Source organism: Pectobacterium aroidearum (assembly GCF_015689195.1).
Taxonomy (GTDB): Bacteria; Pseudomonadota; Gammaproteobacteria; order Enterobacterales; family Enterobacteriaceae; genus Pectobacterium; species Pectobacterium aroidearum.
Genome location: NZ_CP065044.1, coordinates 2,197,429 through 2,212,703, shown reverse-complemented (window position 1 = coordinate 2,212,703; position 15,275 = coordinate 2,197,429). Strand labels below are relative to the sequence as shown.

Annotated in this window: 13 protein-coding genes and 1 tRNA gene; 5 read left to right on the top strand and 9 right to left on the bottom strand. The window is 50.6% G+C overall.

The window, feature by feature from the left end; translation table 11 throughout:
- Positions 1-47: 47 nt before the first annotated feature.
- Positions 48-806 carry a copper homeostasis protein CutC gene (gene cutC / locus I2D83_RS09900; RefSeq protein ID WP_015840056.1) on the bottom strand — a complete coding sequence of 253 codons (759 nt, stop codon included), beginning with the start codon at positions 804-806 and terminating at the stop codon, positions 48-50.
- Positions 807-1,307: 501 nt separating this feature from the next.
- Entirely contained in the window at positions 1,308-1,853 is a 546-nt protein-coding gene (locus tag I2D83_RS09895; protein ID WP_181828426.1) for a VOC family protein, read from the bottom strand.
- 657 nt (positions 1,854-2,510) lie between these two features.
- Between I2D83_RS09895 and argS the strand changes: the two genes are divergently transcribed.
- The gene (gene argS, locus I2D83_RS09890) at positions 2,511-4,241 is read left to right on the top strand and encodes an arginine--tRNA ligase (RefSeq protein WP_015840054.1); all 1,731 of its coding nucleotides are present in this window, start codon (positions 2,511-2,513) and stop codon (positions 4,239-4,241) included.
- 113 nt (positions 4,242-4,354) lie between these two features.
- On the opposite strand, the gene murJ is transcribed toward argS, so the two are convergent.
- From murJ to rimJ, 4 genes are all read right to left on the bottom strand, one after another.
- Positions 4,355-5,890, bottom strand: a complete 1,536-nt coding sequence (gene murJ / locus I2D83_RS09885; RefSeq protein ID WP_205948017.1) for a murein biosynthesis integral membrane protein MurJ — start codon at positions 5,888-5,890, stop codon at positions 4,355-4,357.
- Between the two features lie 127 nt (positions 5,891-6,017).
- Positions 6,018-6,983 carry a Gfo/Idh/MocA family protein gene (locus I2D83_RS09880; RefSeq protein ID WP_205948016.1) on the bottom strand — a complete coding sequence of 322 codons (966 nt, stop codon included), beginning with the start codon at positions 6,981-6,983 and terminating at the stop codon, positions 6,018-6,020.
- A gap of 28 nt (positions 6,984-7,011) precedes the next feature.
- Positions 7,012-7,650 carry a YceH family protein gene (locus I2D83_RS09875; protein ID WP_180776938.1) on the bottom strand — a complete coding sequence of 213 codons (639 nt, stop codon included), beginning with the start codon at positions 7,648-7,650 and terminating at the stop codon, positions 7,012-7,014.
- A 9-nt stretch (positions 7,651-7,659) separates the two neighbouring features.
- Positions 7,660-8,244 (bottom strand): ribosomal protein S5-alanine N-acetyltransferase, encoded by a 585-nt coding sequence (gene rimJ, locus I2D83_RS09870; RefSeq protein WP_015840050.1) that lies wholly within the window; start codon positions 8,242-8,244, stop codon positions 7,660-7,662.
- A gap of 315 nt (positions 8,245-8,559) precedes the next feature.
- Here rimJ and mdtH point away from each other — a divergent pair, with 315 nt between their 5' ends.
- From mdtH to I2D83_RS09855, 3 genes are all read left to right on the top strand, one after another.
- Positions 8,560-9,765: a multidrug efflux MFS transporter MdtH gene (gene mdtH, locus I2D83_RS09865; RefSeq protein ID WP_015840049.1), complete on the top strand. Its 1,206-nt coding sequence runs from the start codon at positions 8,560-8,562 to the stop codon at positions 9,763-9,765.
- A 181-nt stretch (positions 9,766-9,946) separates the two neighbouring features.
- Positions 9,947-10,594, top strand: a complete 648-nt coding sequence (grxB, locus tag I2D83_RS09860; protein ID WP_205948015.1) for a glutaredoxin 2 — start codon at positions 9,947-9,949, stop codon at positions 10,592-10,594.
- A 202-nt stretch (positions 10,595-10,796) separates the two neighbouring features.
- Positions 10,797-11,363: a lipoprotein gene (locus I2D83_RS09855; RefSeq protein WP_015840047.1), complete on the top strand. Its 567-nt coding sequence runs from the start codon at positions 10,797-10,799 to the stop codon at positions 11,361-11,363.
- Positions 11,364-11,456: 93 nt separating this feature from the next.
- On the opposite strand, the gene I2D83_RS09850 is transcribed toward I2D83_RS09855, so the two are convergent.
- A complete protein-coding gene (locus I2D83_RS09850; RefSeq protein WP_015840046.1) occupies positions 11,457-12,035 on the bottom strand; it encodes a TorD/DmsD family molecular chaperone in 579 nt (192 codons plus the stop codon).
- 64 nt (positions 12,036-12,099) lie between these two features.
- Positions 12,100-12,837, bottom strand: coding sequence for a phosphatase (locus I2D83_RS09845; RefSeq protein ID WP_194430108.1), 738 nt, complete (start codon positions 12,835-12,837; stop codon positions 12,100-12,102).
- Positions 12,838-13,115: 278 nt separating this feature from the next.
- Between I2D83_RS09845 and I2D83_RS09840 the strand changes: the two genes are divergently transcribed.
- Positions 13,116-13,205, top strand: a tRNA-Ser gene (locus tag I2D83_RS09840).
- A gap of 115 nt (positions 13,206-13,320) precedes the next feature.
- Here I2D83_RS09840 and I2D83_RS09835 read toward each other — a convergent pair.
- Complete coding sequence (locus I2D83_RS09835) at positions 13,321-14,880, bottom strand: methyl-accepting chemotaxis protein (RefSeq protein ID WP_205948014.1); 1,560 nt, start codon at positions 14,878-14,880, stop codon at positions 13,321-13,323.
- Positions 14,881-15,275 lie beyond the last annotated feature (395 nt).

Below are 15,275 nucleotides of genomic sequence, written 5' to 3'. Positions count from 1 at the left end.
GTTTATAGCAATACCTATATCGCTACTACACCGTGAAACGCCTTACGTTATGACACGTACTGCATTTCACGGTCGGGGCTCACCGCCCGTTTCATTGCGGCCACCACATCACCATCCACGCAATACTGGCTAAATTCATCTAACTCCGTCTCAGAACACATCGACACACCGATTTTGCGATAACGCATGGGGGATGACGTCCACTGCCCGGCGGAGCTGTGCAGTTCTCGAATACCCGCCTGCTGAAATTTGTGCAGGTTAGTCAGTCGCACGCCGGAACCTGCCATAATAATTGGACCGCGACTGGCCTGTGTTAGTTCACGTAATAACCGCAGCCCATTTTCTGCCGTTTGTTGCTGCCCAGAGCTTAATATGCGCGATACGCCAAGGTCGGTGAGTTGTTCCAGCGCAACATAAGGGTTCAGGCACATATCAAACGCACGATGAAAGGTCACCGCCATTCCTTGAGCCACCGCCATGATTTCGCGCATTTTGGGCAAATCAATGTGCCCTTCTTCATTGAGTACGCCTACAACGACGCCAGGAAACCCCATCTCGCGAATCTGTTCAATGTCATATTTGATGGCAGCCAATTCCATCGTGCTGTAGCAGAAATCGCCGCCTCTCGGACGCACAATAGGGTGAACGGGAATCGCGACTTTTTCACGAGCGCTACGCAGCGCGCCATAGGATGGCGTTAATCCGCCTTCTCGTTGTCCTGCACAGAGTTCAATTCTGTCAGCCCCAGACTGCGCTGCTGTTATGGCACAATCAACGCTATAACAGCATACTTCCAGTTTCGTCATCGCTGCTCCTCCATGTAAACTCTCAGACTATTTTCTTTAGCGAAAAATCGGCGAATCATCAGACCGACTAAAGTAATAACTATGGCATTCACATTCATATCGTGAGGAGACAGGAGTCACAATGAACGCGATACATTGCCGAAATAAACATGACATAATCCACAGTTTTATTAATCTGTTCTATACCCGTCATACTTCAAATTGCAGGTGCGTTGGCTACCTTCACTCACCCGAATCACTTACCTAAGTAAGCTCATCGGGATGAAATGAGAGACGTCCTGTCTCTCACCGAAGGCCAGCCGTTGGCTGGTCAAATTCGTTCCCGACGAATTTGTCCCTCTCTCGCCGCGTTATTCAAAACGAACTCGTTTTGTCCTGAAACTCGAATTATTTAGGGTATAAAGTAGAAGAAAATGGCGTGAATAATGTGACATGTCATTTTACCTTTCAGCCAATGTTATCTTTCTGATTACTCTGCATACGAGTGCTTTACTATTTTCATCATGAAGACATTTCGCTCGCGACGACATCGCGTATATCACATGGATGAAATTTTATTGTCACTTTCCCGTTGGTGACCGCCAGCGTCGGATTAGGCATGCGTTCTTTTTCGCCTTGCGGAGAACTGAATTTAAGTTTGATGCCCGGCGTACGCAGCGCATCATCAGACAAGCAGGCTAACGCACGCTGATGCAGTGTTTCCACATCCCCAGGCAGCACGAGTTCCACATGCTCCCACCCTTCATGCGGATAATGCTTTTTCCCCGGCCACGGTAGCTCGACACACGTCATCTGCCACGGGCCGACCGGAATGGCATTATCCAGTATAAACAAGCAGATTGGGCGACCATTGATCTGATTTTCAGACAGCAAACGGCCACGTTTTAACAGCGCCGCCTTCCAGGATTCAGCCGTTGTATTCTGATGGCAACGCAGAGAGATATGGTCAGCATGAAATGCACTTAAATCCAGCTGTAGCACATCGGCCAATTCCTGTAACTCCTGCTCAAAACGTGCTAAATCCGTTATCAAATCATTGGGTAACATATCGGGTAAAACTCCTTGCGGCATCTCACATTATCAATAACCATTTACGCAGTGAGAATATCATACCCGTGGCGCATTCTAATTAAATTCTACTTTTCCCCTTGTACAATTATTTACACCTTCGTTACATGAAACGCATTAAATGCAAAGAAAAGACAACCCTGCTGTTTGATTAATAAACGTAAATGTTTTTTACTCGGCGTTAATCTGCGATACGTCTCGCAACCTATTCTGGGAGGAATCTTAAATAATAGATGCCCCATTGAACGCCTAAAAGAAAACGTATAAATTAAGAACACAAATAATAACGCAGAGATATCATCATGGTTTTACTCATTATATCCATCGCGCTTATCGCTATTGCGGCATACGCTATTTTTCGTCATTTTAAAACCAGAGACTCACATAAAATTGGTGTAAATAATCGATCCAGAAAACGTTAAGGCCGTAATTTTTATTTATTTTTATTCTACCTAAAACTACATTCTCTTTTTTGTCGTGTTCTCCTTATCTGTTTTTCCCCTATCATCGCTCCCTTTTCATATCCTGCTTGCGGGTGTTTTTTCGCCTGAACGTCCCGTTGCCCCTCCCCGTCTGCTGACGAGGAAAGGCAAATATGGTATAAGCAAGGCTTAATTTTTTATTTAAGGTAAACCGGTGAATATTCAGGCTCTTCTCTCCGAAAAAGTCAGCCAGGCGTTAACCGCCGCGGGCGCGCCAGCAGACAGCGAAGCTCAGATTCGTCAGTCGGCAAAAGCACAGTTTGGTGATTATCAGGCCAATGGCGTCATGGCCGTGGCAAAAAAACTGGGCATGCCGCCGCGACAATTGGCCGAAAAAGTCGTCCAGCTTTTGGCGCTGGAGGGCATTGCGGAAAAAACAGAAATCGCAGGCCCGGGATTTATTAATATTTTTCTCGATAAGCAGTGGGTGGCGAGTCAGGTTGAGAACGCACTGAATGCACCGAAATTAGGTTTAACACCGGTTGAACCACAAACGATCGTGATTGACTACTCTGCCCCCAACGTCGCGAAAGAAATGCACGTCGGCCACCTGCGTTCAACCATTATTGGTGATGCTGCCGCTCGTACGCTGGAGTTTTTAGGTCACAATGTTATTCGTGCCAACCACGTCGGTGACTGGGGTACGCAGTTCGGTATGCTGATTGCCTACCTTGAAAAAATGCAAAACGAAAATGCCAGTGAGATGGACCTGTCCGATCTTGAAGCATTCTATCGTGAAGCGAAGAAACACTACGATGATGACGCTGATTTCGCCGAGCGCGCACGCGGTTACGTAGTGAAGTTGCAAGGCGGTGATGAATATTGCCGTCAGATGTGGCGCAAGCTCGTCGATATCACCATGACGCAGAACCAGATCAACTATGAACGCCTCAATGTTACGCTGACCAAGCAGGATGTGATGGGTGAAAGCCTGTACAACAGCATGCTGCCGGGTATCGTTGCCGACCTGAAAGCAAAAGGTCTGGCGGTAGAAAGTGAAGGCGCAACGGTAGTTTTCCTTGATGAATATAAAAACAAGGAAGGCGAACCGATGGGCGTCATTATCCAGAAAAAGGATGGCGGCTACCTCTACACCACAACGGATATCGCCTGCGCCAAATACCGTTATGAAACCCTGAATGCCGATCGCGTGCTTTACTACATCGACTCCCGCCAGCATCAACATTTAATGCAGGCCTGGACCATCGTGCGTAAAGCTGGCTATGTGCCTGACTCCGTCAGTCTGGAACATCATATGTTCGGTATGATGCTGGGCAAAGACGGTAAGCCATTCAAAACGCGTGCAGGCGGGACGATCAAACTGTCCGAGCTGTTAGATGAAGCCTACGATCGCGCACTGAAACTCATCGCAGAGAAAAATCCACAAATGGAAAGTGATGAGTTAAGCGCGCTGGCGAAAGTGGTTTCTATCGGTGCGATCAAATACGCCGATCTGTCGAAGAGTCGCACGACGGACTATGTCTTCGATTGGGACAACATGCTGGCGTTTGAAGGCAACACGGCACCTTACATGCAATACGCCTACACCCGCGTCGCGTCTATTTTCAAACGTGCGGGAATACAGGAAGACAGCTTAACGCAGCCGATTACGCTGAGCGATGAGCGCGAGTTTGCCCTTGCTACACGCCTGCTGCAGTTTGAAGAAACCATCACCTCCGTCGCCCGTGAAGGTACTCCACATGTGATGTGTAGCTACCTGTACGATCTGGCGGGTCTGTTCTCTGGTTTCTACGAGCACTGCCCGATCCTCAATGCCGAAAGTGACGACGTGCGTCAGAGCCGTCTGAGACTGGCGCTGCTGACGGCGAAAACGCTGAAGCAAGGTCTGGATACGCTGGGCATCGAAACCGTCGAGAAGATGTAATCTTCCATCGACTGAAAGCTTGTCCGTCGATTGACAACAAAACGCCATTGGTGCTGCCACCAATGGCGTTTTGCGTTGCAGGCAAAAAACAACCGAATAACGATTTGCCGTTGTTACACGCTACGGCGGGCGAAATCCCGAGGGCGGAATCCCAACAGCGCCAGTGTGGCAAAATAAGAGCCCGCACCCGCGACCACAACCAGCAGCAAACGCAGAATTCGCATCGTCATATTGCCGTCATCCCACGCGGGCATCCACCACAGCATCCCCAGCAAAACCAGCGACATCACGATCACCGCGACCAGCAGACGCACCAGAAAACCTTTCCAGCCCGGCTGTGGCTGGAAAATGTCCTGCTTACGCAGTTGCCAATACAACAGCCCTGCATTCAGGCAGGAGGCCAGACCGATGGACAACGCCAGACCCGCATGTTGCAGCGGACCAATAAAGATCAGGTTCATGACCTGCGTCAGAATCAGCGTGACTATCGCGATTTTGACAGGCGTCTTGATATCCTGTCGGGAATAAAAGCCAGGTACTAACACTTTAACGACAATCAATCCCATCAGCCCAACCGAGTAAGCTATCAGCGCCCGCTGAGTCATCAGCGCATCAAAGGCGCTAAATTTGCCGTACTGGAACAGCGACACCGTTAACGGTTGAGCCAAAATACCTAATGCGACCGCACTCGGCAGCGCCAGTAGGAAACACAGGCGGAGCCCCCAATCCATCAGACGGGAGTACTCGTCATGATTGCCACTGGCAAAACTCTTCGCCAGCGACGGGAGTAAGATCGTTCCCAACGCCACGCCCAGAACACCGGAAGGAAACTCCATCAGTCGATCGGCGTAATACATCCATGACACCGCCCCTTCGCTGAGGAAGGACGCGAAAATAGTGTTGATAATGAGTGAAATCTGGCTTACCGAGACACCCAAAACCGCAGGCCCCATCAGTTTCATGACTCGCCAGACGCTCGGTTCCCGCCATTTCAGGCGCGGCAATACCAGCATGCCAATCTTTTTCAGATGCGGTAACTGGTAGCCGAGCTGCAGTAAACCGCCAACCAACACCGCCCAGGCCAACGCCATTACCGGCGGGTTAAAATACGGCGCGGCAAACAGCGAGAAGCCAATCATACTGACGTTAAGCAATGTCGGGGCAAACGCCGGCACCGAGAAACGGTTCCAGGTGTTGAGCACCGACCCCACCATAGAGGTCAGCGAAATCAGCAGGATGTAGGGGAACGTGACTCTTAACAGAGCCGAGGTAAGTTCAAAGCGCTCTGGCGTCGCGGCAAAACCGGGAGCGGTCACCATAATAACCCAGGGCGCGGCAACCATTCCCGCAACGGTGACCAATGCCAGAATCAGCGTCAGCATACCGGAAACATAAGCGAGGAACGTTCGCGTGGCCTCTTCACCCTGCTGGCTTTTATATTCGGCAAGAATAGGCACAAACGCCTGTGAGAATGCGCCTTCTGCGAAAATACGGCGGAGCAGGTTAGGCAGTTTGAACGCCACAAAGAAAGCATCCGTCGCCATGCCGGCACCAAAAATACGAGCGACGATCGCATCGCGCACGAACCCTAAGACGCGCGATAGCATGGTCATGGAACTGACGGCAGCCAGTGATTTAAGTAAATTCATCCGATTATGTTCTGAACGGTTCAGGACCGATTAGTAACCCGTTAAGGTCATCCTGATTGCGAGGTGCGATTAGTCTACGCATTGCGCGAGTAATAGCTACCGCGCATTGTCATAACCGCTGAACTTTTCAGCTTTTTCCCAGCAATTTTTCAATCATGCGCTGCGACAGCAACGCCTGGTTACCGGATGTTTCCGCTGGTTTCCGTTGTTCAATTGCCGCCATGAAATGCTGCACTGCACCGACAAACCCACGTTGCTCCAGCGTGGTTTGCCAGGATGGCACGGCCGGGCGGAGCGTCACACCTTCACGGTCTTCACGCCATTCACGCATCTCATCCACCTGATAGAGCCCGCCATGGGTCACGGCCTGAACCCATTCTCGCTGGCTTCCGGCATGACGATGCATGCTGGTCGTCACCTGACAGCTACCGCTCTGGAAATGGTGCTCGGCATACAGCAATTGACCGTCCGCATTAGCATGCAAAACGCCATCAATCAGTTGGGCATCGCCACCCGCCAGCCAGAGCGCCGTATCGACCACGTGCAAGTAGTCATCCAGCAGAGTAAAACGCACATCCTGTGGCCCAATACCATTAATCCGGTGTTTATCCATGCGTAGAGATGCCGGCTGATCCAGCCGCTGTTTTAGCTGCTGATAGCACGGCGCGAAACGACGATTAAAGCCGACCATCAGAATTTTTTGCCGTTGCTCTGCTAATTCGACCAGTGCTTCCGCCTGCTCCAGCGTCTCTGCCAGCGGTTTGTCCACATAAACATCGACGCCAGCTTTAAGCAGTTGGCTCACCACGGAAAAATGGCTGGCGGTACTGCTGTGCACAAAAACGGCATCACATTGTGCAGCCAGCTCATCCAGCGCAGAGAAACTCGTCATTCGATAGTGCTGACAAATCCGCTGCGTCTTTTGTTGGTCAGGAGAAAATACGCCGACTAGTTCCCAGCGCTCGGCCTGACTGAGAATCGGCAAATACGCTTTCTGCGCGATAGACCCCAACCCGATAACACCGATACGAGGACGCTCGGTAGCGATGTTCTGCTCTGAGACACGTTCCGCAGATGTAATCTGAGGCTTCATAACGATTTTTCTCCCAGATACCGATCCATTACGCTAACAGCGCGGCAAGCTGACGTTTGAGTTCCGCGACCTCTTTCTCTAACGTCTCAACCCGCTCAGTCAACTGATGTGAATTGTCGCCCGTCCCTTCTTCTTCAGGAGCAGCAGCATCACTGGCGTCGCCGCTGAAAAGGTGCCGATAACGACTTTCTCGCTTACCCGCTTCCCGCGCCAGCCGAACGACAAACGGGCCATCGTCGCGTTGTTGCAGCTGTTCAAGCGTGGATTCCGCCTCGCTAACATCTGAAAACTCATACAGCCGGGCCGCGCGAGTGCGCAGTTCACCTGGCGTCTGTGGCCCACGCAGGAGAAGCGTCGTCACCAGTGCGACTTCCGCCGGTGAGAGTTTCAGGTCGCCAAATTCAGAGTTGCAAAAACGATGTTCATACTTCACGACACGATTGCCAAAACCGCTAAGCGTGCGCAGAAAATGCTTCTTCACGAGTAAATCCAGCGTTTGCTGCACTTCGCTTTCACTCAGTTCCATCACGGGTTCACGATTAGTTTTCTGATTACAGGCCGTGGTGATGCCGTTTAACGACATCGGGTATTGATCCGGGGTCGTGATCTGCTTTTCCAACATGCAGCCAATCACGCGAGCTTCACGAGTATCTAGTTGGTATTTCATCATTTTTCCTTAACGCGGAGACTTCCACTCTGCGTTGGTCAGCGCGGTTAATACATGGTCCTGCCATTTGCCGTCAATGAGCAGATAATTCTTCGCATAGCCCTCACGTTCAAACCCCAAACGCGCCAGCAAATCTCCGCTACGCTGGTTATGCGGCATATAGTTGGCCATGATGCGATGCATGTGCTGTTGACGCTGCATATAGCGTATTGCTGGTTGCAGCGCCTCATACATCAGCCCCTGCCCCTGCCATTTCTGACCGAGCGAATAGCCCAGATAGCAGGCGTGAAACGATCCCCGCAGTACGTTGCTAAAATTAGCCACGCCGTACACTTCGTTTTCATTCGGATCCAACAGGAGGAAGTAATAGGCGCTGCCCTGCTTGTGCATATCGTTAATAACGCTCAGACGTGCTTGCCAGCCTGATGGGTAGCAATGGCTGGCGTCTCTCACAGGTTCCCACGGCTTAAGGAAATCACGGTTCTCAGAATAGTATTCAGCCAGACGCCATGCATCGCGCTCATGGGCAAGACGCACCACCAGCCTGTCGGTTGTCAATTGCACTCTTGCTGGTGTTGAACGGTAGCCAAACATTTTTCCCCCTGCCTCTCCATGTTATCGATAAGTAAAATTCATCGCCGCTGAAAAAGTAATTATTCCACATAAGCAGAAAATATCGGCATTTCCGATAATCCTTACTATAACCACATAAATTCAGAGACGTAAAATCCTCGTCGCCGAGTTATTGCGCAGTTGAATCAGGAAAGCCGTTTTTTCTCGCTGAAATGCTACCCGGATAACGTTAAATCGATAAAAAAATATTATCCAACAATAGGCTATACCAAAGTCGAATTAGAGTACAAAATAGTCACGTCTGTTATTTTCCTCCTTTCTTCGTTGTGGTGAAACATGCCTCTGATGTCGCAAGCTCGGAGCTTGGGTAAATATTTTTTATTACTCGATAATATGCTGGTGGTTCTGGGATTCTTTGTTGTCTTCCCCCTTATTTCCATTCGTTTTGTCGACGATCTCGGCTGGGCGGCATTATTAGTCGGTATCGCATTGGGATTGCGTCAGTTTATTCAGCAAGGGCTCGGTATTTTCGGCGGGGCCATTGCTGACCGGTTTGGCGCCAAACCGATGATTATTACCGGGATGCTCCTACGCGCCTCCGGTTTTGTGTTCATGGCAATTGCCGACGAACCCTGGCTGCTTTGGCTGTCTTGTGCGCTATCCGGCCTCGGCGGCACGCTCTTCGATCCGCCGCGCACCGCACTGGTCATCAAATTGATTCGTCCGCAGGAACGCGGCCGTTTTTACTCGCTGTTAATGATGCAGGATAGCGCTGGCGCTGTTATCGGCGCCCTCATTGGCAGTTGGTTGCTCCAGTATGATTTTGAGATCGTCTGCTGGACAGGGGCGGTCATCTTCGTACTCGCGGCGGCGCTCAATGCCTGGCTGCTGCCAGCCTATCGCATCTCAACAGTCAAGACGCCAATACTGGAAGGCCTCACACGCGTTATTCGCGACCGCCGTTTCCTGATGTATGTGTTAACGCTGACGGGTTACTACATGTTGGCCGTACAGGTGCTGTTGATGCTGCCGATTATGGTCAACGAAATCGCCGGAACGCCGTCTGCGGTGAAATGGATGTACGCCATTGAAGCAGCGCTTTCGCTGACGCTGTTGTACCCTATCGCCCGCTGGAGCGAAAAGCGCTTCCGGCTGGAACAGCGCCTGATGGCAGGGCTGTTCATTATGTCCGTCAGTATGTTCCCTATCGGGATGACGACAGAGCTACAAACCCTGCTGATGCTGATCTGCCTGTTTTACATTGGATCGATTATCGCCGAACCCGCGCGTGAAACCCTGAGCGCCTCGCTGGCGGATGCCAGAGCCAGAGGCAGCTATATGGGGTTCAGTCGGCTTGGGTTGGCGCTCGGCGGCGCGATTGGCTACAGCGGCGGCGGTTGGCTATTCGATACCGGACATGCGTTGAACCAGCCAGAACTGCCGTGGTTTATGCTCGGCACTATCGGGTTCCTGACGTTAGCCGCACTATACTGGCAGTTCAATCAACGCCGCATCGAGCCTGCCATGCTGGGTGGTCATTAGTCTGAATTTTACCGACGAGTTTGATCTCGTCGGTAATGCCCTTCTATACTTTCCTAATACATTCAAACAATTGTTCAGTCGCGGGCTTTCTCACACGCTCGGTTTACTTTGTTTGATGATGGGTTACTCGCGTGGCCGCACCGCGGCCTTTGTCTATACCCTGTGATTAAGGAGACAACGTATGAAGCTCTACATTTACGATCACTGTCCCTACTGCGTTAAAGCACGCATGATCTTCGGCCTGAAAAATCTCCCTGTCGAATTACAAATACTGGCGAACGATGACACCGCGACACCAGAGCGGCTGATCGGTCAGAAAATGGTGCCCATTCTGCAAAAAGACGATGGCAGCCATATGCCTGAAAGCATGGACATTGTTCATTTCATCGATAATTACGACCGCAAGCCGCTGCTGACCGGCTCCACCAATCCCGCCATCACCGCCTGGCTGCGCAAAGTCACCGAATATACGCCACGTCTGATTATCCCTCGCTTTGCTCAGGCTGCCTTTGAAGAATTTGCCTCCGCTTCCGCCCGGCAATACTTTATTAATAAGAAGGAAGCGCAACTAGGCAATTTTGCTGACCACTTGAGTCATTCTCAGGGGCTGATTAAGAAATTGAACAATGACTTACAGGATCTGGATCCGCTGATTGTCCAGCCAAACGCCTGCAACGGGGAACTATCAACGGACGATATCGACCTCTTCCCGCTGCTCCGATCGCTGTCTGTCGTTGCGGGTGTCACGCCCCCTTCGCGCGTTGCAGCCTATCGGGATAACATGGCGAAACAGACTCAGGTCACGCTACTCAGCAGTCTGGCAATCTAACCCTTCGATTTTACTCCGCCGCTTCGTCGTGAGGCGGCGTTTTCCCGCTATTTCAGTGCTATCCTATTGTTTACCCTGCACATCAAGCGCACGCTGCCGATGTGTAATTCGTGTTGACTGCTCACACAAATAGATTACCCGTATGAACACACGCCACTGATGAGTAGATTGTGCGCGTCAATAGCATTAAGAGGTCAGAATAATGAAAAAATCAGGATGGATGGCAGCAGCCGCAGTGCTGCTGGCTTTTACACTCAGCGGCTGTAATAAACTCACGCAATACACGCTCAGTGAACAGGAAGTGAATGAGTACCTGCAAAAGCACAATGATTACCAGAAACAGCTTGGCGTGCCTGGCGTGGTGGATGCGCATATCGTGTTAACCGAGCTATCCAGCCAGATTGGCCGGGCTGAACCGGGGAAAGTCACGCTAGCGGGCAATGCGAAGGTCGATATTTCGTCCCTGTTAGGCAATCAGGCTGCCGATATGAAGCTAACGCTGAAAGCGCAGCCGGTATTTGATAAAACTCAGGGCGCGATTTACCTGAAAGACATGGAACTGGTCGATTACACCGTTCAGCCGGAAAAAATGCAGACGGTAATGAAAACGCTAAGCCCTTACCTCAATCAATCGCTAAAAAGCTATTTTGACCAAAAACCGGCTTACGTGTTGAATGCAGATAAGAGCACGACGGAATCGCTGGCGAAGAAGATGGCGAAAGGCATCGAAATCAAACCTGGCCAGATCGTTATCCTGTTTACTGACTAATAGTTACTCGCCGATAGCACACACTATGTCTGCTATCGGCGCACTAGGTTTCATACTGCAAGGTTTCATACTGCGGGGTTTCATACCACCGTATTATTCTTCTGTTTCTGACTCGTCTTCTTCGTCGTCGCTTTCACCCAATTCATCTCGCATGGCTTCTAGCGCCTCACGGCACACGATCGCCAGCGTACGATAAAACGCGGTAGTCGCATGGCTTTCCACTTTCCCAAGAAAACGATCGCTCCACGGCAAGAGATATTCATCAAACAGGGTAATCTGTGCCGTCGTTTCGTCTTCCTGTGCCTGATCTTCCAGCCATGATGCCGCAAGCAGTAAGCTACCAAAATGACCAACTGCGCCGTCATTTAACGGCATGCCACGTTGTTGCAAAAAGGTACGAATTTCTGCGTCATCCGCATCGCTTTCATAGGACGAACGCAGCGGCGAAACTGAGCCGTTTTCGCTATCAAACAGAGCCTGATAGTCCGCCGCCATCGCAGGTAAATCCAGTCCTTTTTGCAAACGGGCCAACAAGGCATCCTGCTCCAGCGGCCAATGTTGCGCCAGCTTCCCCTCTTTAATCAGCGTGAACAGTGGCGTCAGCAAAGGATCCTGTGGCTGGCGATAAAACAGCGTGCCCAATAGGCGGCACACAATAGAAAATTCGTTCATTGATAACCCTGTTTGTTTTTTAAGTAACAGTATTTTTAAGTGACAGCATTTTTAAGTGACAATGTCACAAATCAGCAAGTTCAGCGATAGCAGGCATTCCCCGCTGTTCGAGGAAATCCAACACGCGCCGAGGGCTTACATTCAATATCTGATCCTGCGGGAAATTTACTTCCTGCAAAATACGTTCGCAGTGGGTAAAGTCTCCCAGAGAAAACGCGATATGGGAATCAGAACCTAAAGAAAGTAACCCACCGGCATCACGCACGGCTTCAGCAATCGCCCGACAGTTTGGTTCGCTGCCTTTGCGTGAATGCATGAAAGAGGAGTTATTCAGCTCCAGCGCAACATTGTATTTCGCCGCAGCTTCCGCAATTGCACGGATATCGACAGGATATTTCGGGTTGCCCGGGTGACTAATGATATGCGCGTCACCGCGCGCCATGGTCGCGATCATCGCAGCGGTATGCGTTTCTTTATCCTGTGGTGGAAAAACCGGCTCATGAAAGCCCGCGATAATGACATCCACCTGATCCAACATAGGCCCGGTGCAGTCGATATCGCCTTCAATGTTTTTAATATTTGCTTCAATACCGCGCAGGATACCGACGCCATCAACCAGACGCGGCCAAACGCGCATATTCATGAAGTGCCAGTAATGCGGCGCATCCGCCATATCCGGACCATGATCGGTAATAGCAAACAGGCGAATATTCTTCTGCTGTGCTTCAGCGATGTAGTCATGCAGGGTACTGTAAGCGTGCGTGCTGGCAACGGTGTGCATATGTAAATCGACGGGATACATAGGTTCTCCTGGGTCAACGTTTGCCAGTCAGCATACCATTTTCGGGGGTATTCCGCAGCCAGTGAGCGAAATTACAACGCATGATTAACATAAATGAAACATTGTTTTTTTGCATAACGAAAGGGAATGAACGAAGACAAGAGCAAAAATGGTGAGCAAAGCAACAAATTGCGCTAACTTTAGCTAATTGCGCGTATTGAATGCAGAAGTTTGTTGACGCTGTTCGGCAATTTACCTACATTAGCGCCGTCCGCTGATATGCGATGCAGCGAGACCACGGTGAGGTGTCCGAGAGGCTGAAGGAGCACGCCTGGAAAGTGTGTATACGTGAAAACGTATCAAGGGTTCGAATCCCTTCCTCACCGCCATATAAAAGAAAACGCCCTTAACGCAAGTTAAGGGCGTTTTCTTTTATACCGTTGGAACGGATGAGAAGCCTTGGCAGGGTTCGAGTAGTCCCTAAACCCCGCCATTTTGTTACAGCTATCTTGCCCCCAGCGCCAGATAGCTGCCTGCTGACTCATCGACGCGGAACTGTTCAACGGTACGTGACAATTCCTGTGCCTGCTCGCTCAGCGAGTGTGCCGCCGCCAGCGCTTCTTCAACCAGCGCAGCGTTCTGTTCAGTACTCTGATCCATCTGCGATATCGCAAGATTAACCTGTTCAATCCCAGAACGCTGCTCCGCGCTCGCCACACTGATTTCACCCATCATGGACGTTACGCGGTGTACGCTTTCAACCACTTCATTCATTGTATCGCCAGCCTGCTTCACGAAGTCCGTGCCCTCACCCACCTTAGCAACAGAGTCATCAATCAGGCCTTTAATTTCCCGGGCGGCGGATGCCGAGCGCTGCGCCAATGTGCGGACTTCGCTCGCGACCACCGCGAAGCCACGTCCTTGTTCACCGGCGCGTGCCGCTTCTACCGCCGCATTCAGCGCCAGAATGTTTGTCTGGAAAGCGATGCTGTCGATAACGCCGATAATATCCACAATTTTGCATGACGACAGGCTGATGGAGTCCATCGTCACAACAACCCGGCTGACAACATCACCACCACGCACCGCCACATCCGACGCTGATACCGCGAGCTCATTCGCATAACGGGCGTTGTCCGCATTCTGTTTCACCGTCGCGGTCAGCTGTTCCATTGCCGCAGCCGTCTGTTCTAATGCGCTAGCCTGTGATTCGGTACGCGCAGACAAATCGCCGTTACCTGATGCGATTTGTGTTGAAGCAGTAGCAATGGAGTTGGTACTACTGCGAACCTGATTAACCAGATGAGACAGGTTGTCGCGCATCGCGCGAATAGCGTAAAGAATACTGGTTTGATCGCCCTGCTTTGTTTCAACATCGACGCGTAAATTACCTCCCGCAATTTCGCGTACGACATCCACGGCATACTGAGGCTCACCGCCGAGCTGACGCATCAGCGTACGGAACATATTCCACGCAAATGCAGAAATGATTAACAGCAGAACCAGCCCTAAGGACAGCAGGATCAGCGCATTACGCCAGAATGTTTGCTGGATATCGTCAATGTAATCGCCGTAGCCAATCGTCCAGTCCCAAGGCTCGAATTTGATGACGGCATAAAGCTTCTCAACCTTATTCTGCTGCCCTGGGCGCGTCCCTTCCGCAATCACGGTGCCGATCGTATTGCCCTGAAGCGAAGCACGATAGCGTTCCCCCGCTTCTTTACCCCCATTGGCATCGACAATGCCAATACGCTTAGGATTAGGATGAACGTAGTTCACATCATTCGTGTAACCGCGCACAAAGAAATAGCGATCGCCCTGATGGAAATTGCCGATCGTCCGTTTGGCCTCTTTTTCTGCGTCCTCATGCGACAACTGACCACTTTTTTCAAGGTCATACGCTTTTTGTGCCGCCGAATGAGCCAGTTGAACTAACGTAGAAAGCTGGCCGACGCGTTCGCTCATCATCGTGTTATAGAGCGTATTCAGCGCCACCGCGGATAAAATTAACATCCCTAACAAGGTCGTACCGCATAGCAGTGCAATTCTGGTTCGTAATTTCACGATATTTTTCTCTCTAACAGCTTTTCAGAAAATTCCGAACAAAAAATTACACTACATTGCCGCTCCGAACCATACCATCCAGGTAGTAATGATAGATTTTTTAACAAAAAATAATGAAAAATCACCTTATTCGCTCAATTTAAAGACGATATCGAGCAATAAAGACTAAAAATCATGAATAAAATGATCGAAATCGAAATTAATAGGTAAATAACGTTACGGAAATGGCAAGATCTCAGGGCGCTATCCGAGGCCTCAGACTTCCCGAGCGCATTTGTCGATTATGTTCGTTGATTCTGCCGGTTGGTGGTGTCGTCGTTGGCCCGACATCAATACGCAGGGAGAAGAAGAATCGGGTATTTAGCCCCTAAAAAACAAAAGCCTCCGCAAAAGCG

What these genes read in the sequence shown, in the direction of transcription:
- cutC (WP_015840056.1), bottom strand. Translation starts at nt 806, where the DNA reads ATGACGAAACTGGAAGTATGCTGTTATAGCGTTGATTGTGCCATAACA.
- I2D83_RS09895 (WP_181828426.1), bottom strand. Translation starts at nt 1,853, where the DNA reads ATGTTACCCAATGATTTGATAACGGATTTAGCACGTTTTGAGCAGGAG.
- murJ (WP_205948017.1), bottom strand. Translation starts at nt 5,890, where the DNA reads ATGAATTTACTTAAATCACTGGCTGCCGTCAGTTCCATGACCATGCTA.
- I2D83_RS09880 (WP_205948016.1), bottom strand. Translation starts at nt 6,983, where the DNA reads ATGAAGCCTCAGATTACATCTGCGGAACGTGTCTCAGAGCAGAACATC.
- I2D83_RS09875 (WP_180776938.1), bottom strand. Translation starts at nt 7,650, where the DNA reads ATGAAATACCAACTAGATACTCGTGAAGCTCGCGTGATTGGCTGCATG.
- rimJ (WP_015840050.1), bottom strand. Translation starts at nt 8,244, where the DNA reads ATGTTTGGCTACCGTTCAACACCAGCAAGAGTGCAATTGACAACCGAC.
- mdtH (WP_015840049.1), top strand. Translation starts at nt 8,560, where the DNA reads ATGCCTCTGATGTCGCAAGCTCGGAGCTTGGGTAAATATTTTTTATTA.
- grxB (WP_205948015.1), top strand. Translation starts at nt 9,947, where the DNA reads ATGAAGCTCTACATTTACGATCACTGTCCCTACTGCGTTAAAGCACGC.
- I2D83_RS09855 (WP_015840047.1), top strand. Translation starts at nt 10,797, where the DNA reads ATGAAAAAATCAGGATGGATGGCAGCAGCCGCAGTGCTGCTGGCTTTT.
- I2D83_RS09850 (WP_015840046.1), bottom strand. Translation starts at nt 12,035, where the DNA reads ATGAACGAATTTTCTATTGTGTGCCGCCTATTGGGCACGCTGTTTTAT.
- I2D83_RS09845 (WP_194430108.1), bottom strand. Translation starts at nt 12,837, where the DNA reads ATGTATCCCGTCGATTTACATATGCACACCGTTGCCAGCACGCACGCT.